The sequence below is a fragment of the Kitasatospora sp. NPDC032757 genome (assembly GCF_055579305.1).
Window position 1 is genome coordinate 15770 of the sequence record NZ_JBVINN010000017.1, and the last position, 23017, is coordinate 38786.

Genomic DNA, 23017 nt, shown 5'->3' on the forward strand with positions numbered 1-23017 from the left:
GCCTTTCGGGGAGTTTTTTTTGACCTTGTCCCCCCCCCCCAAGAGTCCCTCGCTCCCCCCGGGGGGTCGACCCTCTGTGGGGGGTGGGGCGCCCCCCCCGTGCCCCCCCCCGCCCCTGGCACATCGGCGGAACCGGCGACGGCATCTGTTCGGTATCAATTCGCCCAGGGCGTAGGGCAGACCTGGCGAAGAGGACGGAATCAGGGGCCCGGCAGAGTACCGTCGGATAGCGAGACCGATCGCCGTCGGCGTTGACGGTCCACAGCACCAGGCCCCGGAACCCCCGCGGGGCCCCTGGCGAAGGGGAAGCACCTCGTGGCACGCATCGGAGACGGTGGCGACCTGCTCAAGTGCTCGTTCTGCGGCAAGTCGCAGAAGCAGGTGAAGAAGCTGATCGCCGGCCCAGGCGTGTACATCTGCGACGAGTGCATCGACCTGTGCAACGAGATCATCGAGGAGGAGCTCGCCGAGACCTCCGAGGTGCGCTTCGAGGAGCTCCCGAAGCCGCGCGAGATCTACGAGTTCCTGGACCAGTACGTGGTCGGCCAGGACCTCGCCAAGAAGGCGCTGTCGGTGGCCGTCTACAACCACTACAAGCGCGTGCAGGCCGGCGAGGCGGGCCGCAGCGGCGGCAACGGCCGTGAGGACGCCATCGAGCTGGCGAAGTCCAACATCCTGCTGCTCGGGCCGACCGGCTCCGGCAAGACGCTGCTGGCGCAGACGCTGGCCCGGATGCTGAACGTGCCGTTCGCGATCGCCGACGCCACCGCCCTCACCGAGGCCGGGTACGTCGGCGAGGACGTCGAGAACATCCTGCTCAAGCTGATCCAGGCGGCCGACTACGACGTCAAGAAGGCCGAGACCGGGATCATCTACATCGACGAGATCGACAAGGTCGCCCGCAAGAGCGAGAACCCGTCGATCACGCGCGACGTCTCCGGCGAGGGCGTGCAGCAGGCGCTGCTGAAGATCCTGGAGGGCACCACCGCCTCGGTGCCGCCGCAGGGGGGCCGCAAGCACCCGCACCAGGAGTTCATCCAGATCGACACCACCAACGTGCTGTTCATCGTGGGCGGCGCGTTCGCGGGCCTGGAGCGGATCATCGAGGGCCGCGCGGGTGCCAAGGGCATCGGCTTCGGCGCCAACATCCGCTCCAAGCGGGAGCTGGACGCCAGCGACCACTTCCGTCAGGTGATGCCGGAGGACCTGGTCAAGTTCGGCATGATCCCGGAGTTCATCGGCCGTCTCCCGGTGATCACCAGCGTGCACAACCTGGACCGCGAGGCGCTGCTGCAGATCCTCACCGAGCCGAAGAACGCGCTGGTCAAGCAGTACCGCAAGCTCTTCGAACTGGACGGCGTGGAGCTGGAGTTCTCCCGCGACGCGCTGGAGGCCATCGCCGACCAGGCGATCCTGCGCGGCACCGGCGCGCGTGGCCTGCGGGCCATCATGGAGGAGGTGCTGATGTCCGTGATGTACGAGGTGCCCTCGCGCCAGGACGTCGCCCGCGTGGTGGTCACCGGGGACGTCGTCTCCAAGCACGCCATCCCCACGCTCGTCCCGCGGGACATGATCAAGCGGGAGCGGCGCGAGAAGAGCGCCTGACCCGGCCGGCGCCCCCGGCGTCGGTGCGCATGGGACAGGGCCCCCGGAGACCACGGTCTCCGGGGGCCCTTCGCTGTTCCGCGGGGTGCCGCCGGACTTACTTCGGTACCTCGGAGGCGGCGCGCAGGTCACGGGCGTCGGCGGCCAGCTTGTCGAGGTCCGGCTGCTTGCCCTCCTCGGGCGCCTGCATCATCAGGATCAGGCTGCTGTTGTCGGCCCAGGCGCAGATGCCCAGGTCGGTGCCCTCCTGGGTGGCCTTGGCGCACTCCATGGTGCCGCCCTTGGGGCCGGCGTCGACCGCGTGCCGGTTGCTGACGGTCGGGCCACCGGCCGAGAAGCCCTTGAACATGGCGTCCAGCTCCTGCTTGGGCAGCAGCACCTTGCCGTAGCCGCCGACCACGATGAGCTTCGGGTCGTCCGACGGGTCCAGGTAGACGGCGCTCACGCCGGTCGGGTGCCAGGCGCCGTCGCCCTTGCCGAACTCGGAGGTGATCTCCTCCTCCATCTTCCGGGCGATCTCGTTGTCGTCGTCCTTGGAGAGGTCCTTGAACTTGGCCGGCAGGACGATCTTCTGGGTGCCCGCGTTGGACGTCACGTCGAAGACGAAGTACGCGACGGCGCCGCCGATCAGCGCCAGCAGCAAGGCGAAGACGCTGAGCAGGATCCAGAGCGTCTTACGGGACTTGCGCGGCGGCACCGGGGCGTAGGCGCCGTACCCCGGGAGGCCGGGCTGGCCGCCGGGAGGCGGGCCCTGCGGCGGCACGGAGCCGTAGGGCGCGGCGGCGGGCGGCGGGGGCGTCGCCCCGTAGCCGGGCTGCTGGGGCGGCACGGGCGCGCCGTCGTACGGCTGGCCGGCGGGCGGCGGCGGGGTGCCGTAGGGGTTCTGCTCGGTCACGATGGCCCTTTCTGGGGCGGGACGGGCGGGACGGACGGGAGCCGACCTGCGGCCGCGGCGCACTCCCGCCCGGGACGGGGTGGCAGTCGCGGCGGCCGCGCGGGTGTGGCGGTGGCGCGGGTGTGACGACCGCGCGCGGGTGTGACGGTGGCGCCGGCTACTTGGCGACGACCATCGCGGAACGGATCGCCCGCGTCTTGTCGGCGGCCTGGGCCGGGGTGAGCGGCGTCGAAGCGGCGCCGCTGAGGCTGGACTTGAAGAAGGTGACCCGGGCCGTGGTCGACTTGTCGGCCCAGACGCAGACGGTGGACTGGGACTTGCCGCCGAGCACGCTGAAGACGCCGCAGGAGAGCTTCCCGGAGGAGTTGTGGCTGTCCTGGGCCGGGAAGTCCGTCAGCGGGGTGGCCCAGCTGCCGCCCTCGCTGGGCTTCTTGGAGTCCTCGATGATCTTGTCAGGGTCGCTGAGGTTGCCGTAGACGCCGATCACGCTGATCGTGTCCAGTGCGTCGGAGCCCTTGGCGTAGCTGGCGACCAGCACGTTCAGGTCGGAGCCGAGCTTGGACGTCTCGGCCTTGCCCGGGTCGGCCGCCTGCTCCTTCGCCGACTTCTGGGTGTAGCCGTCCGGCAGCGACTGCGCGGCGGTGATCTTGTACTTGCCGCCGGAGTCCCCGCCGAGCAGCTTGTAGAGGCCGAAGCCGCCACCGCCCAGCACCAGGGCGCCGATCACCAGGCCGACGACCAGCCCGCCCTTGCCCTTCTTCGGCGCAGGCGCCACCGGGTAGCCCGGCTGGCCGTACGGGGCCTGCTGCGGCGGCACCCCGTAGGGCGGCTGCGGGGCGCCGTACTGCGGCTGGGGCGCGCCGTACTGCGGAGCGGGGGCGCCCTGCTGCGGGTAGCCGTACTGCGGCTGCGGCGCGCCGTAGGGCGGCTGCGCCCCGTACGGCGGCTGCGGCTGCGGCGCCCCGTACGGCGGCTGTGCCCCGTAGGGCTGCTGCGGCTGACCCTGCGGATACTGCTGACCCTGGCCGTACATCTGCCTCTGTGCTCCCCCGCCGCACCTGCGGCCTGTCGCGATCTGGAGTCGTCCGTGTCCGTACGAAGGACCGGACGAGTGTGCGGGCACGCTACCGCACCGGGCCGACGGCCGTCCGGACCGGACGCGCGCAGCGCGCGGACCGAAAGCGGTTCGTAACCCAGGTCCCCGGTTACGTAAACTGTGCGTCGTGACCGACAAGAACCAGCGCCCCGTGAGCAGCCATGCCGGGGACGACGCAGCCACCCTCCCGACGACCTACGCCCCGGCGGAGGTAGAGGGCGAGCTGTACGAGCGCTGGGTGGAGCGCGGTTACTTCACGGCCGACGCCAAGAGCGAGAAGCCGCCGTACACCATCGTCATCCCGCCGCCGAACGTCACCGGTGCCCTGCACCTGGGCCACGCCTTCCAGCACACGCTGATGGACGCGCTGACCCGCCGCAAGCGCATGCAGGGCTACGAGACGCTCTGGCTGCCCGGCATGGACCACGCCGGCATCGCCACCCAGAACAAGGTGGAGCAGCAGCTCGCCGAGTCCGGCCTCTCCCGCCACGACCTGGGCCGCGAGGCCTTCGTCGAGAAGGTCTGGGAGTGGAAGGAGAACTACGGCGGCAGGATCCTCGGCCAGATGCGCCGTCTCGGCGACGGCGTCGACTGGTCCCGCGAGCGCTTCACCATGGACGAGGGCCTCTCGCAGGCCGTCCAGACCATCTTCAAGCGCCTCTTCGACGACGGCCTGATCTACCGGGCCGAGCGCATCATCAACTGGTGCCCCCGCTGCCTCACCGCGCTCTCCGACATCGAGGTGGAGCACGAGGAGGTCCCCGGCGAGCTGGTCTCGATCCGCTACGGGGAGGGCGACGACTCGATCGTCGTCGCCACCACCCGCGCCGAGACGATGCTCGGTGACACCGCCGTCGCCGTCCACCCGGAGGACGAGCGCTACCGGCACCTGGTCGGCCGGACCATCAAGCTGCCGCTGACGGACCGGGAGATCCCGGTCGTCGCCGACGAGCACGTCGACCCGGAGTTCGGCACCGGCGCCGTCAAGGTGACGCCGGCGCACGACCCGAACGACTTCGCCATCGGCCAGCGCCACAACCTGCCGAACCTGAGCGTGATGGACGAGCACGGCGCGATCACCGTGCACGGCCCGTTCCTCGGCCTGGACCGGCTGGAGGCCCGCTCGGCCGTGGTCGGCGCGCTGCGCGAGCAGGGCCGGATCGTCGCCGAGAAGCGCCCGTACATGCACGCCGTCGGCCACTGCTCGCGCTGCCACACCGTGGTCGAGCCGCGCCTGTCGCTGCAGTGGTGGGTCAAGGTCGCCCCGCTGGCCCAGGCCGCCGGCGACGCCGTCCGCGACGGCAAGGTGGAGATCCACCCGAAGGAGCTGGAGCGCCGCTACTTCGACTGGGTCGACAACATGTACGACTGGTGCATCTCGCGCCAGCTCTGGTGGGGTCACCGGATCCCGGTCTGGTACGGCCCGGACGGCGAGGTCGTCTGCGTCGGCCCCGACGAGCAGCCGCCGACCGGCGAGGGCTGGCACCAGGACCCGGACGTCCTGGACACCTGGTTCTCCTCCGGCCTCTGGCCCTTCTCCACCCTCGGCTGGCCGGAGAAGACCCCGGACCTGGCGAAGTTCTACCCGACCGACGTCCTGCTCACCGGCCACGACATCATCTTCTTCTGGGTCGCCCGGATGATGATGTTCGGCCTGTACGCGATGGACGGTCAGGCGCCGTTCAAGACCGTCGCCCTGACCGGCCTGGTCCGCGACGAGTTCGGCAAGAAGATGTCGAAGTCCTCCGGCACCGCCGTGGACCCGCTGGACTGGATGGACGCCTACGGCGCCGACGCCGTCCGCTTCACCCTGGCCCGTGGCGCCAACCCCGGCGCCGACGTGCCGATCGGCGAGGACTGGGTCAAGGGCTCGCGCAACTTCTGCAACAAGATCTGGAACGCGACCCGCTTCGCGCTGATGAACGGCGCCACCGTCGAGGGCCCGCTGCCCGCGCCGGAGGAGCTGACCGCGGTCGACCGCTGGATCCTGTCGCGGCTGAACGCCACCGTCGCCGAGGTGGACGCGCTGTACGACGACTACGAGTTCGCCAAGGTCTCGGACGCGCTCTACCACTTCGCCTGGGACGAGGTGTTCGACTGGTACGTCGAGCTCTCCAAGACCACCCTGGCCAAGGGCGGCGCGCAGGCCGACGCCTCCCGCCGGGTCCTGGGCGAGGTCCTGGACGTCACGCTGCGACTGCTCCACCCGGTCGTCCCGTTCGTCACCGACACGCTGTGGACGACGCTCACCGGCGCCGAGTCCCTGGTGGTCACCGAGTGGCCCAAGGACAGCGGCTTCCGGGACGCCGAGGCCGAGGCCGAGGTCGCCACGCTCCAGCAGGTGGTCACCGAGGTCCGCCGGTTCCGCTCGGACCAGGGTCTGCAGCCCGCGCAGAAGGTCCCCGCCCGGCTCGGCCTGGACGGCACCGTCCTGGCCGTCCACGAGGACGCGATCCGCTCGCTGCTGCGCCTGACCCTGCCCGAGGACGGCTTCACGGCCACCGCCTCGCTCCCGGTCGCCGGCGCCACGGTGGCGCTGGACCTCTCCGGCACCATCGACGTCGCGGCCGAGCGCAAGCGCCTGGCCAAGGACCTCGCGGCCGCCGAGAAGGAGAAGGCCCAGACCACCGCCAAGCTCGGCAACGAGGCGTTCCTCGCCAAGGCGCCGGACGACGTGGTCGCCAAGATCCGGGTCCGCCAGGAGGCCGCCGAGGCCGACATCGCCCGGATCACCGCTCAGCTCGCGGCGCTGCCGCAGGCCTGACGGACCGCAGCTCCCGAGGGGCCGCATCCCGCCGACGCGGGGTGCGGCCCCTCGGCGTTTCCGGGGGCGGCCCGCGGCGGTGCCCCGTGCCGACGGCCATTTCCGCGGTTCCTGCCCCGAATAGCGCACGGTCATTGCTCTGTTCCGGCGAATATTCATCCTGGACCGGGTGAAGTCCTATTCCGCCCGAATTCATTCCGGTCTTGCCCGCGCGGGTTCGCGGAAGTTAGCAGGTGGGATGTGTACGGTGTGCAGGAGTTCCGCTGAGCCGACGGCACCGAACGGGAGGGCATGGCGTGGTGGTGACCAAGGAGTTGGCCGACGAACTGCCTGTTGAGGCGGTCGAGGAGGCCAAAGCCCGGGCAGCGACGCTGCTGCTCGCGTTCCGGCACGGAAACCAGTTGGCGTTCGACGACGAGCTGGACCGGATTTTCGAGGAACACGCGCACCGCGAGGTCACCACCCTGCTCACGTGGATCGCCGCCGAGGCGGTCCGCAAGGCGTACGCGCCCGAGGTCGGCGACCGGGTGCTGCGCGCCATGGCCCGCCGTGCCCCGGCCGACACCGCAGCGGTGGACGTGGACGAGGAGACCGCCGACGCGGCCCGGCTGATCGAGGCCGTCGCCGGCGGCCGGGTCACCGAGGTCCGCGGGCTGGTGGCGGCCACCGCCGACACCACCTTCCTGCTCGGCGGTCTGCTCCAGGGCGTCGCCATGATGCTGCCGTTCCTGCCCGAGGGCGAGCTCGCCGAGATCGCAGCCGAGCTGCGCCGCCGGCACTGCGGCCCGTGTCCGGAGATCCCCGAGGCCCGGGCCGGGGTCTGACACCCCGGTACCCGGCCCCGGGCCGGTTACGGCATCGCGTGCAGGTGCGAGCCGATGGTGCCGGCGATCCCGCCGCCCGCCTTGGCGTCCCAGTTGGTCGACCAGGTCATCGCCCCGCCGATCCCGGGCCAGGTGGTGTCGGGCCTGAAGCTCCCGCAGTTGGTGCCGGAGGCCAGGCAGTCGAGCGCGTTGTCGACCACGCCGGGGCTGACGTAGCCGCCGCCCGCCGCGCTGGTGGAGGCCGGCACGCCGAGCCCGACCTGGTCGGGCCGCAGCCCGCCCTTGAGCTGGATGCAGGCCAGCGCGGTCAGGAAGTTCTCGGTGCCCTGCCCGTAGACCTGGCCGTCGCAGCCGAGCATCGTGCCGGAGTTGTAGTACTGCATGTTGACGATGGTGAGGACGTCCTTCACGTTCAGCGCCAGCTTGAAGTACTCCGTCCCGGTCGACTGCATGTCGATGGTCTGCGGCGCCATGGTGAGGACGAACCCGCTGCCAGCCCTTGCCGCCAGCGTGTGCAGTGCCTGGCCCATGTAGGTGGCGCTGACCCCGTTCTCCAGGTCGATGTCGATCCCGTCGAAGCCGTAGCTCTGCATCAGCGCCCAGGCCGTGTCGGCGAAGGTGGTGGCGGAGGCGGAGCTGTTGACGGAGACGGTTCCGTTCTGGCCGCCGACGGAGAGCACCACCTTCTTGCCGGCCGCCTTCTTGGCCGCGATGTCGGCCTTGAACTGGGCGTCGGTGTAGCCGCCCAGCCGGGAGGAGAGCGTGCTGTCCAGCGTGAAGCTCAGGCCCCCGGGCGTGCTGGTGGCGTCCGCGAAGGAGACCGCGATGACGTCGTAGGCGGCCGGGACGTCGCTGATCCGCTGGACGGTGGCGCCGTTGTCGAAGTTCTGCCAGTAGCCGGTGAGGATGTGCTTGGGCAGGCCCGGCGGCCGGCCGGTCGGGGTGGCGGTGGGGGACGCCGTTCCGGTCGGCGAGGCGGTCGCGGTGGTGGTCGCCGTCGGGGTGGGGGCCGGGGAGGTGGAGCTGGGGGAGGGCTTCGGGTCGCCCGGGCCGATCAGTGACACGTCGTCGGCCAGGAAGGCCGGCTGCCCGTACCAGCCGTGCAGGAAGACGGTGACGCTGGTGGTGCCCGCCCCGGTGGTGAAGGTGGTGCTCAGCCTGGAGTACCCGGTCGAGGTCGTCCAGGTGCTCGGGTCGGTCCCGCCGGTGCCGCGGGCGCCCAGGTAGACGTAGGAGCCCTGGACCCAGCCGCTCAGCGTGTACGTCGAGGACGGTTTCACGGTGACGGTCTGGACGCACTCGCCGGTGTCGCCGGCGCCCGGGGTGGAGCGCAGCGCGAACGAGCCGGAGTGGACGGTGGCGGTCTCGGGTGCGCCGGCGGAGCAGGTCCAGCCGGTGAGGTGGTTGCCGGACTCGAAGCCGCCGTTGGTGATCAGGTCGATGTCGGCGGCCTGGGCGCCGGCGCCGCCGGCGAGGGCGAGGCCGCTCAGGCCCAGCGCGATCGCGCCGGCCCCGGCGAGCAGGCTGTGGACGGCGCGCGGGCGCGCGTGTCGGGCAGGTGGCATGGCTCCATCTCCTGTGGGGGGAGGCCGGGCGGCTCGGGTGTCCCGTGTGCGCGGGGAGCCGTCCGGGTGTCGATGGGTGTGCGTGCGGGAGCTACCGACAACTCAAGTCCCTGTCGGGGGAGGAGACTTGCCTCACAAGGTGGAGTAGACCAATCCGGCTGTCAAGAGGACCGGCCACGCGGACCGGCCACTCGGGCGGCGAGCAGCTCCGCCGGCTCCCCGGCTCCCCAGCGGGCCGCGCCGTCAGCCGGGCGACCCGGGCCGAGGCCGGCCCGTCCCCGTACGGGCTCGGGGGGCCGCCGGCCGGGCGAGCAGCTCGGCGGCCCGGACCAAGCCGTCCTGGCGGGCCGGGACGTACTGGTGCAGGGCGTCGGGCATAGGCGATCCTCCTGGTAATCAAAGGTGATGCGGCTCCTGGGCTTGTGAATCGATGCTTTTTTGCGGTCAAACTCGCTAAATCAATAGTAAACGGACTAAATCGGAAAGTCAGGGCAAAGTGGCCGTTCTCACCCGGCCGCGGCTTCGGGGCGCCCTGTGGGGAGCGTCGGCCGCGGCTCCGTAGACTGTGGACGTGAGCGACAAGGCCGACCCGAACCCGTACACCCTCCGCCCCGCCGACGCCGGCACCGGCGACGCCCTGCGCGACGTCGAGACCGAGCTCTCCAAGCGCTGGCCGGAGAACAAGCTGGAGCCCTCGCTCGACCGGATCGAGGCGCTGATGGACATCCTGGGCCAGCCCCAGCGGTCCTTCCCTTCCATCCACGTCACCGGCACCAACGGCAAGACCTCCACCGCCCGGATGATCGAGCAGCTGCTCAACACCTTCGAGCTGCGCACCGGCCGCTACACCAGCCCGCACGTGGAGTCCGTCACCGAGCGGATCAGCCTGGACGGTGTCCCGATCAGCCCCGAGCTGTTCGTCGAGGTCTACCGCGACATCGAGCCGTACGTGCAGATGGTCGACACGCAGCAGCCGGTCCCGATGTCCTTCTTCGAGGTGCTGACCGGCATGGCGTACGCCGCCTTCGCCGACGCCCCGGTGGACGTCGGCGTGATCGAGGTCGGCATGGGCGGCTCCTGGGACGCCACCAACGTGATCGACGCCGCCGTCGCGGTGATCACCCCGATCGGCCTGGACCACACCGACAAGCTGGGCGGGACCACCGGCGAGATCGCGGTCGAGAAGTCCGGGATCATCAAGACCGGCGCCGTCGCCGTCGTCGCCCAGCAGCAGCTGGACGCCGCCCAGACCATCCTGCGGCGCGCCGTCGAGGTGGACGCCACGGTGGCCCGCGAGGGCATGGAGTTCGGCGTGATCCGCCGTGAGGTCGCCATCGGCGGCCAGCTGATGACACTGCGTGGGCTCGGCGGCGAGGAGTACGAGGACGTCTTCGTCCCGCTGCACGGTGCCCACCAGGCGCAGAACGCCGCGCTGGCGCTGGCCGCCGTCGAGGCCTTCTTCGGCGTCGGCGGCGCGCGCGGCGGGCAGCTCGACGTCGACAAGGTCCGCCAGGCCTTCTCCGGCGTCGCCTCGCCGGGCCGGCTCGAGGTCGTGCGCCGCAGCCCGACGATCCTCCTGGACGCCGCACACAACCCGAACGGCGCCCAGGCCACCGTCGCCGCGATCGGCGAGGCCTTCGGCTTCACCCGGCTCGTCGGCGTGATCGGCACCAGCGGCGACAAGGACGTGGCCGGCCTGCTGGAGGCCTTCGAGCCGATCCTGGCCGAGGTCGTGATCACCCAGAACTCCACCCACCGCGCGATGGACGTGGACGCGCTGGCCGCCCTGGCCGTCGAGGTCTTCGGCGAGGACCGCGTCCAGGTCGAGCCCCGGCTCGACGACGCCATCGCCGCCGCCGTCACCCTCGCCGAGGAGGAGGGCGACCTCGGTGGCGCCGGGGTGCTGGTCACCGGCTCGGTCATCACGGTGGGCGAGGCCCGCCTGCTCCTCGGGAGGAAGTCACGATGAGGACGCTCTGCTCCTCGACCCTGATCGGCGAGGCGTTGCTGATCATGTTCGCCGCCCTGGTCGCCATGCAGCTCTCCGACGTCCCCACCGCCACCGTCTGGACGGTCAGCGGTATCGCCATGGCGCTCTGCGTCCTGCTCTGCGGCATGATCACCCGCCCCGGCGCGGTGGCGATCGGCTGGGCGCTGCAGCTCGGCCTGATCGCCAGCGGCTTCGTCCTGCCGACCATGTTCGGCCTGGGCGTCGTCTTCGCCGGCCTCTGGTGGTGCTCGGTGCACTACGGCCGCAGGATCGACGAGTTCAAGGCCGCCCGCGCCGCCGCCCAGGCGGCACCTGCGGCGTAGGCCCAGCCGGTCGGTCCTGCCGGGCGCGCGACGCAGGATCGACCGGACGGGACGCGGGTGTCCTCTCGGCCGGACGGGGCCCCGGACCAGGCGGCGGCCCGCCTGCTCACGCAAGGTAACCTCTGCGGTAGTCGCACTCCGCGCATCGATCCGAGTGCATGCCGAACCGATTCCCCAGGAGACGCACCGTGTCCCAGCGCACTCTCGTCCTGCTCAAGCCCGACGCCGTCAAGCGCGGCCTGGCCGGCGAGATCATCAGCCGCATCGAGCGCAAGGCCGGCTGGCAGCTCACCGCCGTCGAGCTGCGCACCTTCGACCGGGCGACGCTGGAGCAGCACTACGCGGAGCACGTCGGCCGTCCGTTCTACGAGCCGCTGCTGGAGTTCATGACCTCCGGTCCGTCGATCGCCCTGATCGTCGAGGGCGAGGAGGTCATCCCCGGCATCCGGATGCTGGCCGGGGCCACCAACCCGCTGGAGGCCGGCGCCGGCACCATCCGCGGCGACTACGCGACGATCACCCGCGAGAACCTGATCCACGCCTCCGACTCCCCGGAGTCCGCCGAGCGCGAGATCAAGATCTTCTTCCCGGCCCACGCCTAAGCACCGCCCCGGGCGACACGCCCGAGGGACCTTCGGGTGCCCCGGCCGGGACCATTGGCCCGGCCGGGGCATTCTTATCGTGAAATAGGGAACTGGGGCCGCCGACACGGCGTCCCAATGCTCGGAGAAGCGATCACGCTCCGGACAATGGACGGTATGCCCCACGTCGACGTCCGTACTGGCCGGCGTGACTACGATGGACGCGACTCTAGGGCCCGGTACGGCTGGTCAGCTGGTTTCCGCCCAAGCCGTGGGCGCACGCTTCTCGTCCACCCCCGCTAATGACTCCGAGCCCGGGAAGGCACCTACACCCCATGGCAACCAACCTGTCGTTCATCGGCCGCGACCTGGCGATCGACCTCGGAACCGCCAACACGCTGGTGTATGTCAGGGGCAAGGGGATCGTCCTCAACGAGCCGTCCGTCGTCGCGGTCAACACCAACACCGGCGGCATCCTGGCGGTAGGCGCCGAGGCCAAGAAGATGATCGGCCGCACCCCGGGCAACATCGTCGCCATCCGCCCGCTCAAGGACGGCGTGATCGCCGACTTCGAGATCACCGAGCGGATGCTCCGCTACTTCATCCTCAAGATCCACCGCCGCCGCTACCTGGCCCGCCCCCGGGTCGTGGTCTGCGTGCCCTCCGGCATCACCGGAGTCGAGCGCCGTGCCGTCATCGAGGCCTCCTCGCAGGCCGGCGCGCGCCAGGTGCACATCATCGAGGAGCCGATGGCCGCCGCGATCGGCGCCGGCCTGCCCGTCCACGAGGCCACCGGCAACATGGTCGTCGACATCGGCGGCGGCACCACCGAGGTCGCCGTCATCTCGCTCGGCGGCATCGTCACCGCGCAGTCCATCCGGGTCGCCGGCGACGAGCTGGACAACGCCATCGTCCAGCACATCAAGAAGGAGTACTCGCTGCTCCTGGGCGAGCGCAGCGCCGAGCAGATCAAGATGAGCATCGGCTCCGCCTTCGCCCTGGAGGGCGAGAAGGACGAGCACGCCGAGATCCGCGGCCGCGACCTGGTCAGCGGCCTGCCCAAGACCGTCGTGATCTCCGCCGCCGAGGTCCGCGACGCCATCGACGAGCCGGTCAACTCGATCATCGACGCCGTCAAGACCACCCTCGACCAGTGCCCGCCCGAGCTGGCCGGCGACGTCATGGACCGCGGCATCGTGCTCACCGGCGGCGGCGCCCTGCTGCGCGGCCTGGACGAGCGGCTGCGCCGCGAGACCGGCATGCCGATCCACATCGCCGAGAACCCGCTCGACTCGGTCGCCCTCGGCTCCGGCAAGTGCGTCGAGGAGTTCGAGGCGCTCCAGCAGGTACTCGACGCCCAGCCGCGCCGTTAGCACAACCGACAGACCGTCACACCGGACAGCCAAACTGAAACGGCCCCCGCCCGGGCCCCACAGCCCGGGTGGGCGGCCAGGTACGAAGGGGCAGTACCAGCACCGTGAGGGACACACGAGAGAGCCGGCTGCTGCTCATCCTGCTGGTGGCCGTCGCCTTCGCACTGATCACCGTGGACATCAAGGGCGGTGAGAGCTCCCCGCTCGGCGGCGCCCGCCGCGCCGCGGCCGGCGTCCTCGGCCCGGTCGAGCGCGGCGCCGCCACCGTCGTCGACCCGGTCGCCGACACCGTCCGCGCCTTCCGCGACGCCGCCACCCACAGCGGCCGCACCGACCAGCTCGCCCGCGAGAACACCGAGCTGCGCCAGAAACTGGCCTCCTCCGACGCGGCCGGCGCCCGCACCAAGCAGCTCGACGACCTGCTGCGCACCGCCGGCGCCGGCGGATACACCGTCAAGGCCGCCCAGGTCATCGCGATCGGCCCGGCCCAGGGCTTCTCCTGGACCATCACCGTCGACGCCGGCAGCGACGACGGCCTGAGCCGGGACATGACCGTGATCAACGGGCAGGGCCTGGTCGGCCGGATCACCACCGTCGCCCCGACCACCTCCACCGTGCTGCTCGCCTCCGACCCCGGCTTCAGCGCCGGCGCCCGGCTGGAGGGCACCGGCGAGATCGGCTTCGCCTCCGGCGGCGGCACCAGCGCCATGAAGGTCTCCCTGCTCAACGGCAAGGCCCAGGTGAAGGAGGGCGACCGGCTGGTCACCTTCGGCTCCCAGAGCGGCCGCCCGTTCGTGCCCGGCGTCCCGGTCGGCAAGGTCGTCCAGGTCGAGGCCAACCCCGGCCAGCTCACCAAGACCATCCTGGTCGAGCCCTTCGTCCAGTTCACCCGGCTCGACCTGGTCGGCGTGGTGGTGGTGCCGCCGCGCACCGACCCGCGCGACGCCGTCCTGCCGCCCGCGCCCGCCGCGCAGGGCCAGGCACCCGCGGCGCCCGCCGCCGCACCGCCCGCCAAGCCCTCCGGGGGGAACTGAGCCATGCGCCTCGCCCGCGTCCCCGTCACCGCCGTCCTCGTCCTGCTCGGCCTGATCCTCCAGGTCAGCGTCTTCGGCCGGCTCCAGCTCCCGGGCGCCACCCCGGACATACTGCTGCTCGTGGTGGTCGGCCTCGCCATGGTCTACGGGCCGACCGGCGGATGCCTGGTCGGCTTCGCGGCCGGCCTGCTGGCCGACCTCGCGCCGCCGTCCGACCACGCCATCGGCCGCTACGCCCTGGTGCTCTGTCTGATGGGCTACGCCGCCGGGCTGCTCCGCCCCGACCACGGCCGGCAGCGCTCGGTCTCCAGCGCGCTGCTGGTGGTGGCCGTCGCGGCGGTCGCCTCCACGCTGCTGTACGCGATGGTCGGCGCCCTGGTCGGCGACACCGCCGCCCGCCACGTCGGCCTCGGCAGCCTGGTGGTCACCGCCCTCCTGTACGACCTGCTGCTGGCGCCGTTCGTGGTGCCCGCGGTGATGCTGATCGGGCGCCGCTTCGGGAGGGACCCGGTGGCCGCCGCCGCCGGGGACGACGAGGGCGGCCCGGGGCTCGGCACGCTCTCGCGCTACCGCACCACCCGTGAGGCGTCGTCCGGGCCGAGCTACAAGAAGAAGCGCTCGCTCGGCTTCGCCAAGCGCCCGTAACACCGGCGCCCGTAACACCCCGCGCCCGCGACACCCGGCGCCCGCAAGACCCCGACCCTCTTGTCCGGAACCCCGCACTCTGGAGCGCACGAGACGTGAGCAACATCCCCGAGACCGGCCGTACCCGGCGGGTGACGATCCGTCTGGTGGTGCTGCAGATCCTGGTGCTGTCGCTGCTCGCCACCCTCGGCGGACGGCTCTGGTACCTGCAGATCCGCAACGCCAGCGTCTACACCGCCAAGGCGACCGGCAACCACATCCGCGAGGTGGTCGAGCCGGCCGTGCGCGGCGAGATCCTGGACGCCTCCGGCCGCATCCTGGCCGGCAATGAGACCCGCCTGGTGGTCTCGGTCAGCCGCACCTCGCTGCTCCAGCAGAAGGACGGCGGCAAGGCGGTGCTGGGCCGGCTCGCCGAGGTGCTCGGCATGCCGGCCAAGGACGTCCAGGAGAAGGTCCGGCTCTGCGACGCCAAGACCCAGCAGCCCTGCTGGAACGGGTCGCCGTACCAGCCGATCCCGGTCACCAAGGAGGCGACCACCCAGCAGGCGCTGCAGATGATGGAGCGCCGCGAGGACTTCCCCGGGGTGACCGCGCAGCCCACCGCCGTACGCCACTACACCGGCGTCGAGGGCGCCAACATGGCCCAGGTGCTCGGCTACCTCTCGCCGGTGACCGACGAGGAGGTCTCCAAGACCGCCGACAAGAGCGGCCTGGACCGCTACCTGCCGGCCGACCAGATCGGCCGGGCCGGGCTGGAGTCGGTGTACGACCGCGACCTGCGCGGCACCGCCGGCATCACCAAGCTGGAGGTCGACAACCTCGGCCGGGTGATCGGCACCGCCGGCGCGGTCGAGCCGCAGACCGGCAACAACCTGGTGACCAGCATCGACGCCCGGGTGCAGAAGGTCGTCGAGGACAACCTGGCGCAGGCCATGAACGACGCCCGCAAGACCTTCGACAAGGTGACCAACCGCAACTACGAGGCCGACTCCGGCGCCGCCGTCGTGATGGACGTGCACACCGGTCGGATCGTCGCGATGGCCAGCGCCCCGACCTACGACCCCAACCTCTGGCAGGGCGGCATCTCCGGCAAGGACTACCAGGCGCTGACCAGCAAGGAGTCCAACTTCCCGCTGCTGAACCGGGCCATACAGGGTCAGTCGGCCCCCGGCTCGACCTTCAAGGTCATCTCCACCACCGCGGCCGTGCAGGCAGGCTACTCGCTGGACGGGACGTACCCGTGCCCGAAGAGCCTGACCATCGGCGGCCGTGAGTTCAAGAACTTCGAGAGCGAGAACTTCGGCTCGATCACGCTGGAGAAGGCCCTGGAGGTCTCCTGCGACACCGTCTTCTACGGTCTGGCGTACGACCAGTGGATGAAGGACGGCGGCATCAAGCCGAAGAAGGAGACGGCGGACTGGTTCTACAAGACCGCCCACCAGTTCGGCCTCGGCGCCAAGACCGGCATCGACCTGCCCAGCGAGGTCACCGGCCGGGTGCCGGACCGGCAGTGGAAGCAGTCCTTCTACGACAACAACAAGGACGCCTGGTGCAAGCAGGCGGAGAAGGGCGGCAACACCTTCTCCGACCAGATCGCCCGGGAGAACTGCGTCGACGGCTACCAGATGCGCGCCGGTGACTCGGTCAACTTCGCGATCGGCCAGGGCGACACGCTCGTCACCCCGATCCAGATGGCCCGGATCTACTCGGCGCTCGCCAACGGCGGCACCTTCTACCGGCCGACCGTCGCCAAGGCGGTGATAAGCCCGAGCGGGGATCTCGTCCGCGAGATCGCCCCGCACGAGGACGCCAGGTTCCCCGGCGACCAGAAGCTGCTGAGCTACATCGACCAGGCCACCGCGGGCGTCGTCACCAGCGGTACCGCCGCGTGGAAGTTCACCGGCGCCGGGTGGCCGCAGGGCAAGATCGAGCTGCACGCCAAGACCGGCACCGCCGAGGTCGAGGGCAAGCAGACCACCTCGTGGCTGACCACCTACAGCGGCGACTACGCGGTCGTGATGACGATAAGCCAGGGCGGCACCGGTTCCGGCGGTTCCGGTGATGCGATCCGGCGGATCTACCAGTCGCTGTACGGCGTGGACGACAAGGGCAACGTCGACGGCGGCAAGGCGCTGCTGCCCAAGCCGCAGGCCGAGCTGCCGAAGTTCAACCCGGACGGCACCGCGATCATCAAGCCGGCCGCGTACTCCCCGGCCGGTCCGGGCGACGCGGGCGTGACCGGCAGCTCGCCGAGGGTCTTCCTGGACCCGGCACAGCCGTCCGGCCCGACGACCCTGTTCACCGCGGCGGACACGGCGCTCGAACCGGTCCGGAGCACGGGAAGGGGCCGGGCATGAGCGAGCGGGTCGTTGCAGGGCGCGCGTGGGCGGACGCCCCGGCCGGGCGAAGCGAGGCGGGCGCATGAGTTCCTACGGGTCGTACCGGCAGCTGCGGCTGGCCCCGCAGCGCAGCGGGGTCTCGAAGGCCCTCGCCAAGGACTCCCCCCTCTGGCGGATCGACTGGATACTGCTGCTGGCCGCGCTGGTGCTGTCGCTGGGCAGCTCGCTGCTGGTCTGGTCGGCCACCCGCGGGCGGGACTCGCTGACCCACGGCGATCCGCAGTACTTCCTCTTCCGGCACCTCACCAACGTGGTGATCGGGATGGTGCTGTGCGCGCTGGTGATAGGGATAGGGAGTCGCCGGTTCCGCACGGTGGTGCCGTTCCTGTACGCCGGTGTGATCCTGCTGCTGGCGGCCACGCTGAGCCCGCTCGGCTCGACCATCAACGGCCAGCACTCCTGGATCCAGCTGGGCGGCGGCTTCTCCGTCCAGCCGGCCGAGTTCGCCAAGCTGGCGATCGTGCTGGCGATGGCCGTGGTGCTGTCGGACCAGGTGGACGCGGGGGAGCGGGAGTTCCCCTCCAACCGGGCGGTCTTCCGCGGGCTGGTCTGGGCGACGCTGCCGATGGCGGTCGTGATGCTGATGCCGGACGCCGGCTCGGTGATGGTGATGGCCGTCATCGTGCTCGGCATCCTGCTGGCCTCCGGCGCGGCCAACCGGTGGGTGTTCGGGCTGATCCTCGCCGGGGTCGGCGGCTGTGTGGCGATCTGGAAGCTCGGGGTGCTGAGCAAATACCAGATCGACCGCTTCGCCGCCTTCGCCAACCCGGCGCTCGACCCGTCCGGCGTGGGCTACAACACCGCGCAGGCCCGGATCGCGATCGGGTCGGGCGGGCTGACCGGCAAGGGGCTGTTCCACGGGACGCAGACCACCGGGCAGTTCGTGCCGGAGCAGCAGACCGACTTCGTCTTCACGGTGGCCGGCGAGGAGCTGGGCTTCCTCGGGGCGATGGCGATCATCGTGCTGCTCGGCGTGGTGCTCTGGCGGGGCTGCCGGATCGCCCGGCAGGCGACCGACCTGTACGGGACGATCGTGGCGGCCGGGGCGGTCGCCTGGTTCGCCTTCCAGGGGTTCGAGAACATAGGGATGTGCCTGGGCATCATGCCGGTGGCCGGCATCCCGCTGCCGTTCGTCTCGTACGGCGGGTCGTCGATGTTCTCGACCTGGGTGGCGATCGGGTTGTTGCAGGCGGTGCAGAGTCAGCGGCCGATAGCGGCCTGAGGCGGTGGACGGGGCCGGTCCGGGATGACCCGGGCCGGCCCTCGCGCGTCAGGGCAGCAGGCAGTCGGCGGCGGCCCTGACCGCCCGGACCTGGTGGGCCACCTGGGTCTCCACCGGCACCCAGCGGGTGCCGAGCCGGTGCAGGCCGTCCAGGCCCGCCGTGACGACGGCCCGGGCCTCCTCCCGGGCGGCCCCGGCCGCCGGTCCGCCGGCGTCCGCGAGCAGGCGCAGCAGCACCGACGCGACCCGCAGCGGGATCCGCTCGGCGGCGATCCCGGCCGCGGTGACCCGGGAGACCGAGAGCGGCCGGCCGTGCCAGTCGGCGAGCCACTCGTCCGCGAGCGGCGGGCAGACCCCCAGGTTGAACTCGGCGGTGCGCAGCAGCGCCCCGCCCGCCGCGCGGGCGTGCGGCGGGACGAGCGGCAGCAGCGAGCCCAGCCGCTCGGCGCGCTCACGCAGGGTACGGGCGGCCGCCGCGACGGCCGGGCCGGGCGCCGGGTGCCGGCCGGCGTCGCCGACCGCGTCGACGGCCCACATCGGTACCTCCAGCACGGCCGTCACCCCGCCGTACCGCCCGGCGTACGACCAGGTGGAGAGCTCGGGCCGGTCGGGCAGCACCCGGGAGCCGCCGCCCGGCACCGGCATCACGTACGCCCCCGGGGCCGGGCTGTGCCAGCCCACCGCGTCGTAGGAGTCGACGTCCAGCGGGAGGCCGCCGCGCGCCACCGAGGCGGCGAACCGCGCGGGCAGGCCCGGGACGGGCCTGGTCAGCTGGACGAAGGCGCCGCCGAAGTCCACCCCGTGCAGCGAGCACTGCAGGACGGGGCGCAGCTCGTCGATCAGGCCGGTCAGCGCCAGGCTCTCCGGCATCGGGGCGCGGCCCCGGCCGGCGGGCGGCAGCTGCTCCGGCTGCTCCTCGAAGGCGGGCCGGTAGAAGTGCTCGTAGTGCCGGGCGGCGGTGAGCGGGCCGTCCAGCCAGCCCTCGTTGAGGGCCGCGCCGTCCGGGTCGAGGCAGAGCAGGATGTGCCAGGCCACGCCGGGGCGCGGCGCCAGCTCCAGCAGCCGCTCGGCCAGCCGCAGCGCGGCGGCCCGGCCGACCGGCTCGTTCGGGTGCGGGCCGCCGACCACCAGGACGGCGCGCGCGCCGTCGTCGACGGAGAGCAGGAGCAGCGGGCGGCCTGCCCGGGAGCGGCCCGCCTCGCGCAGCCGGCAGCGGTCCGGGTGGAGCCGGGCCAGCCGGCGGGCGGCGGCCTCGGCGCGGGCCGCCGTAGGGTAGCCCGGGGTGTCCTGGCGCGGCGCTCCGGTCCGGAGCGCCCGAGGACCGGTGCCGGTGCCGTCGTGCATGGTCAACTTCCTTGTCCCGATGGTGTGCTGGGCCTGGCGGCGGAGCCCAGCAAGTACGGCACGGTCCGTCCGGGGCTGTCAACAGCCGGTGAGCAGGGCCGGGAGTCCGCCGGCGGCGCTGCGAGAGACCGGCCGGGCGGCTCCGGGATTCGGCTACCCTTGAGGGTCACCCCTCCCAGACGTCGCCCAGCACCCCCCGACCGGGATTCGATGCGCGCGACACCTCTCAACGTCGTAAGGGTTCCTAGTACATGACTGTCGAATCGGTCTTCCCACGCCTGGAGGCCCTCCTCCCGCACGTCCAGAAGCCGATCCAGTACGTCGGCGGCGAGCTGAACTCGACCGTCAAGGACTGGGACGCCTGCGACGTCCGCTGGGCGCTGATGTACCCCGACGCCTACGAGGTGGGCCTGCCCAACCAGGGCGTCATGATCCTCTACGAGGTGCTCAACGAGCGCGAGGGCGTGCTGGCCGAGCGGACCTACAGCGTCTGGCCGGACCTCGAGGCGCTGATGCGCGAGCACGGCGTCCCGCAGTTCACCGTGGACGCCCACCGCCCGGTCAAGGCCTTCGACGTGTTCGGGCTCTCGTTCTCCACCGAGCTCGGCTACACCAACATGCTGGCCGCGCTCGACCTCGCGGGCATCCCGCTGGAGGCGAAGGACCGCACCGACGAGGACCCGATCGTGCTGGCCGGCGGCCACGCGGCGTTCAACCCCGAGCCGATCGCGGACTTCATCGACTGCGCGGTGGTCGGCGACGGCGAGCAGGCCGTGCTCGACATCACCGAGCTGATCCGCGGCTGGAAGGCCGAGGGCCGCCCGGGCGGGCGCGACGAGATCCTGCTGCGCCTGGCCCGCACCGGCGGCGTGTACGTGCCCCGGTTCTACGACGTGGAGTACCTGGCCGACGGCCGGATCGCCCGCGTCGTGCCGAACGCGCCCGGCGTGCCGTGGCGGGTCTCCAAGCACACCGTCATGGACCTCGACGAGTGGCCCTACCCCAAGCAGCCGCTGGTCCCGCTCGCCGAGACGGTGCACGAGCGGATGTCCGTCGAGATCTTCCGCGGCTGCACCCGCGGCTGCCGTTTCTGCCAGGCCGGCATGATCACGCGCCCCGTGCGGGAGCGAAGCATCACCGGTATCGGCGAGATGGTCGAGCGCGGCCTCAAGGCGACCGGCTTCGAGGAGGTCGGCCTGCTGTCGCTGTCCAGCGCCGACCACACCGAGATCGGTGACATCGCCAAGGGCCTGGCCGACCGCTACACCGACGACAAGATCGGCCTGTCGCTGCCGTCCACCCGCGTCGACGCCTTCAACATCGACCTCGCCAACGAGCTGAGCCGCAACGGCCGCCGCTCGGGCCTCACCTTCGCCCCCGAGGGCGGCAGCGAGCGCATGCGCAAGGTGATCAACAAGATGGTGTCGGAGGAGGACCTGATCCGCACCGTCGCCACCGCGTACGGCAACGGCTGGCGCCAGGTGAAGCTGTACTTCATGTGCGGCCTGCCCACCGAGACCGACGACGACGTGCTCCAGATCGGCGAGATGGCGAAGAACGTCATCCAGAAGGGCCGCGAGGTCACCGGCCAGAACGACATCCGCTGCACCGTCTCCATCGGCGGGTTCGTGCCCAAGCCGCACACGCCGTTCCAGTGGGCCCCGCAGCTCTCCGCCGAGGCCACCGACGCCCGCCTGGCCAAGCTGCGCGACTCCATCCGCGGGGACCGCAAGTACGGCAAGAACATCGGCTACCGGTACCACGACGGCAAGCCCGGCATCGTCGAGGGCCTGCTCTCCCGCGGTGACCGCCGCATCGGCGCCGTCATCCGCGCGGTCTACGAGGACGGCGGCCGCTTCGACGGCTGGCGCGAGCACTTCTCGTACGACCGCTGGATGGCCTCGGCCGAGAAGGGCCTGGCCGGCACCGGCGTCGACGTCGACTGGTACACCACCCGTGAGCGCACCTACGAGGAGGTGCTGCCCTGGGACCACCTGGACAGCGGCCTCGACAAGGACTGGCTCTGGGAGGACTGGCAGGACGCCCTCGAGGAGGTCGAGGTCGACGACTGCCGTTGGACCCCGTGCTTCGACTGCGGCGTCTGCCCGCAGATGGACACGACCATTCAAATCGGCCCGACGGGCAAGAAGCTGCTGCCGCTGACCGTGGTCAAGTAGTTCCCGCGCCTCCTGCGACCCCCGTCCGGACCCCTCCGGGCGGGGGTCGTCGCGTCCTGGCTGACCAGGGGCGGAGCGAGCGGGGCGGCGGGGCGCGTACCCTTTGAGGTGACAGAGTCCGGACAGTGGCGCGAAAACGCCACGACGGACGGGGACAACTGACTAAGGACTGAGCGACCCTGGCACGCCGTACGCCCGACGGTCCGCCGCCCGCGCCGACGGTGCAGCGGATCCGTCTCCGCTACACCAAGCGCGGCCGGCTCCGCTTCACCAGCCACCGCGACTTCCAGCGCGCCTTCGAGCGCGCCCTGCGCCGGTCGGCCGTGCCGATGGCCTATTCGGCCGGCTTCACCCCGCACCCCAAGGTCTCGTACGCCAACGCCGCTCCGACCGGGGTGGCGAGCGAGGCGGAGTACCTGGAGATCGGGCTCGCCGCGGTCCGCGACCCGGAGGAACTGCGTGCGCAGCTCGACGAGTCGCTGCCGAACGGCCTGGACGTGATCGACGCCGTCGAGGTCCGGACGCCGAACTTCGTGGAGCGCCTGGAGGCCTCCGAGTGGCAGGTCCGGCTGGACGGTGTCACCCGGGAGGAGGCGGTCCGCGCGGCCGGTCTTTTCCTGGCCGAGGAGCGGGTCGAGGTCGAACGCCTCACCAAGAACGGCGTGCGGGTCTTCGACGCGCGCGGCGCTGTCGCGGCACTGGAAATCCTCCCGCCGCAGGTCGACGGCGTTGCGGACACGGACGGCGAAGGGGCCCGCGATGTTCGGACCGGCCGTCCCTGTGCGATACTGCGCCTGGTAGTACGACACGCCACACCCGCCGTACGACCCGACGACGTATTGTCCGGTCTCCGTGCGACGGCCGACCTGGCGCCGCCGGTCCCCGCAGAGGTGACCAGGCTGGCGCAGGGGCCGCTCGACGAGGAGACCGGCACGGTGACCGACCCGCTGGCGCTCGACCGCGCCGCGGCCCCGGCCGGCCCAGTGGCGGCCGGCGAGCCGCGCGCAACCGCGTCCGCCTAGCGGGCGGAGGCCGGGGCCAGTACCCACTGGGCCCGCTGTTCCTCCAGGCCCCCGCGGCTCCCCAGGGGAGCGAGCGTCGTCGAAGCACAGGCCGGCCTCTTGCGGCCCGCCGACCCCGATGGTCGGTGGGCCCGAGGACCCCGTCCGGGAGCCACCCG

At 71.7% G+C, this 23017-nt stretch carries 18 protein-coding genes; 13 read left to right on the forward strand and 5 right to left on the reverse strand.

Annotated elements, in window-relative coordinates; all coding sequences use genetic code 11:
* Positions 1-315 precede the first annotated feature (315 nt).
* Complete coding sequence (gene clpX, locus ACZ5WK_RS20040; protein ID WP_030309676.1) at positions 316-1605, forward strand: ATP-dependent Clp protease ATP-binding subunit ClpX; 1290 nt, start codon at positions 316-318, stop codon at positions 1603-1605.
* Between the two features lie 97 nt (positions 1606-1702).
* Here clpX and ACZ5WK_RS20045 read toward each other — a convergent pair whose 3' ends face one another.
* Together ACZ5WK_RS20045 and ACZ5WK_RS20050 are read right to left on the reverse strand one after the other, a co-directional pair.
* Positions 1703-2500: a hypothetical protein gene (locus ACZ5WK_RS20045; RefSeq protein ID WP_465548712.1), complete on the reverse strand. Its 798-nt coding sequence runs from the start codon at positions 2498-2500 to the stop codon at positions 1703-1705.
* Between the two features lie 157 nt (positions 2501-2657).
* On the reverse strand, positions 2658-3533 hold the full coding sequence (locus tag ACZ5WK_RS20050; RefSeq protein WP_465548713.1) for a hypothetical protein: 876 nt from the start codon (positions 3531-3533) through the stop codon (positions 2658-2660).
* Positions 3534-3723: 190 nt separating this feature from the next.
* On the opposite strand from ACZ5WK_RS20050, the gene ACZ5WK_RS20055 reads away from it, so the two are divergent.
* Positions 3724-6360 carry a valine--tRNA ligase gene (locus tag ACZ5WK_RS20055; RefSeq protein WP_465548714.1) on the forward strand — a complete coding sequence of 879 codons (2637 nt, stop codon included), beginning with the start codon at positions 3724-3726 and terminating at the stop codon, positions 6358-6360.
* A 296-nt stretch (positions 6361-6656) separates the two neighbouring features.
* On the forward strand, positions 6657-7184 hold the full coding sequence (locus ACZ5WK_RS20060) for a hypothetical protein (RefSeq protein ID WP_465548715.1): 528 nt from the start codon (positions 6657-6659) through the stop codon (positions 7182-7184).
* Positions 7185-7210: 26 nt separating this feature from the next.
* On the opposite strand, the gene ACZ5WK_RS20065 is transcribed toward ACZ5WK_RS20060, so the two are convergent.
* Together ACZ5WK_RS20065 and ACZ5WK_RS20070 are read right to left on the reverse strand one after the other, a co-directional pair.
* Positions 7211-8749 carry a chitinase gene (locus tag ACZ5WK_RS20065; protein WP_465548716.1) on the reverse strand — a complete coding sequence of 513 codons (1539 nt, stop codon included), beginning with the start codon at positions 8747-8749 and terminating at the stop codon, positions 7211-7213.
* A 243-nt stretch (positions 8750-8992) separates the two neighbouring features.
* Positions 8993-9127 (reverse strand): hypothetical protein, encoded by a 135-nt coding sequence (locus ACZ5WK_RS20070; RefSeq protein WP_465548717.1) that lies wholly within the window; start codon positions 9125-9127, stop codon positions 8993-8995.
* A 193-nt stretch (positions 9128-9320) separates the two neighbouring features.
* Here ACZ5WK_RS20070 and folC point away from each other — a divergent pair, with 193 nt between their 5' ends.
* The 8 genes from folC to rodA all read left to right on the forward strand — a co-directional run bounded on the left by folC (position 9321) and on the right by rodA (position 18316).
* Positions 9321-10718 (forward strand): bifunctional tetrahydrofolate synthase/dihydrofolate synthase, encoded by a 1398-nt coding sequence (folC, locus tag ACZ5WK_RS20075; protein ID WP_465548718.1) that lies wholly within the window; start codon positions 9321-9323, stop codon positions 10716-10718.
* Positions 10715-11062, forward strand: coding sequence for a DUF4233 domain-containing protein (locus tag ACZ5WK_RS20080; RefSeq protein ID WP_396323170.1), 348 nt, complete (start codon positions 10715-10717; stop codon positions 11060-11062). Before folC ends, ACZ5WK_RS20080 begins: the two co-directional genes overlap by 4 nt.
* Positions 11063-11250: 188 nt before the next feature.
* Positions 11251-11664, forward strand: a complete 414-nt coding sequence (ndk, locus tag ACZ5WK_RS20085; RefSeq protein ID WP_396323171.1) for a nucleoside-diphosphate kinase — start codon at positions 11251-11253, stop codon at positions 11662-11664.
* 326 nt (positions 11665-11990) lie between these two features.
* Positions 11991-13016 (forward strand): rod shape-determining protein, encoded by a 1026-nt coding sequence (locus ACZ5WK_RS20090; RefSeq protein WP_465548804.1) that lies wholly within the window; start codon positions 11991-11993, stop codon positions 13014-13016.
* 104 nt (positions 13017-13120) lie between these two features.
* On the forward strand, positions 13121-14050 hold the full coding sequence (mreC, locus tag ACZ5WK_RS20095) for a rod shape-determining protein MreC (protein ID WP_465548719.1): 930 nt from the start codon (positions 13121-13123) through the stop codon (positions 14048-14050).
* Between the two features lie 3 nt (positions 14051-14053).
* Complete coding sequence (gene mreD / locus ACZ5WK_RS20100; RefSeq protein WP_465548720.1) at positions 14054-14695, forward strand: rod shape-determining protein MreD; 642 nt, start codon at positions 14054-14056, stop codon at positions 14693-14695.
* Between the two features lie 95 nt (positions 14696-14790).
* Positions 14791-17052, forward strand: coding sequence for a penicillin-binding protein 2 (mrdA, locus tag ACZ5WK_RS20105; RefSeq protein ID WP_465548721.1), 2262 nt, complete (start codon positions 14791-14793; stop codon positions 17050-17052).
* 64 nt (positions 17053-17116) lie between these two features.
* Positions 17117-18316 (forward strand): rod shape-determining protein RodA, encoded by a 1200-nt coding sequence (gene rodA, locus ACZ5WK_RS20110; protein WP_465548722.1) that lies wholly within the window; start codon positions 17117-17119, stop codon positions 18314-18316.
* Between the two features lie 48 nt (positions 18317-18364).
* Here the strand turns inward: rodA and ACZ5WK_RS20115 are convergent, their stop codons facing one another.
* Positions 18365-19660, reverse strand: coding sequence for a M14 family zinc carboxypeptidase (locus ACZ5WK_RS20115; RefSeq protein WP_465548723.1), 1296 nt, complete (start codon positions 19658-19660; stop codon positions 18365-18367).
* Positions 19661-19911: 251 nt separating this feature from the next.
* On the opposite strand from ACZ5WK_RS20115, the gene ACZ5WK_RS20120 reads away from it, so the two are divergent.
* Positions 19912-21837 (forward strand): TIGR03960 family B12-binding radical SAM protein, encoded by a 1926-nt coding sequence (locus ACZ5WK_RS20120; protein ID WP_465548724.1) that lies wholly within the window; start codon positions 19912-19914, stop codon positions 21835-21837.
* 221 nt (positions 21838-22058) lie between these two features.
* Positions 22059-22859 (forward strand): TIGR03936 family radical SAM-associated protein, encoded by an 801-nt coding sequence (locus ACZ5WK_RS20125; RefSeq protein ID WP_405365817.1) that lies wholly within the window; start codon positions 22059-22061, stop codon positions 22857-22859.
* Positions 22860-23017: the final 158 nt, after the last annotated feature.

Bases quoted from the DNA above. Each gene is read 5' to 3' on its own strand.
- ACZ5WK_RS20050 (WP_465548713.1), bottom strand. From the start codon at position 3,533: ATGTACGGCCAGGGTCAGCAGTATCCGCAGGGTCAGCCGCAGCAGCCC.
- ACZ5WK_RS20065 (WP_465548716.1), bottom strand. From the start codon at position 8,749: ATGCCACCTGCCCGACACGCGCGCCCGCGCGCCGTCCACAGCCTGCTC.
- ACZ5WK_RS20070 (WP_465548717.1), bottom strand. From the start codon at position 9,127: ATGCCCGACGCCCTGCACCAGTACGTCCCGGCCCGCCAGGACGGCTTG.
- ACZ5WK_RS20080 (WP_396323170.1), top strand. From the start codon at position 10,715: ATGAGGACGCTCTGCTCCTCGACCCTGATCGGCGAGGCGTTGCTGATC.
- mreD (WP_465548720.1), top strand. From the start codon at position 14,054: ATGCGCCTCGCCCGCGTCCCCGTCACCGCCGTCCTCGTCCTGCTCGGC.
- rodA (WP_465548722.1), top strand. From the start codon at position 17,117: ATGAGTTCCTACGGGTCGTACCGGCAGCTGCGGCTGGCCCCGCAGCGC.
- ACZ5WK_RS20115 (WP_465548723.1), bottom strand. From the start codon at position 19,660: ATGCACGACGGCACCGGCACCGGTCCTCGGGCGCTCCGGACCGGAGCG.
- ACZ5WK_RS20120 (WP_465548724.1), top strand. From the start codon at position 19,912: ATGACTGTCGAATCGGTCTTCCCACGCCTGGAGGCCCTCCTCCCGCAC.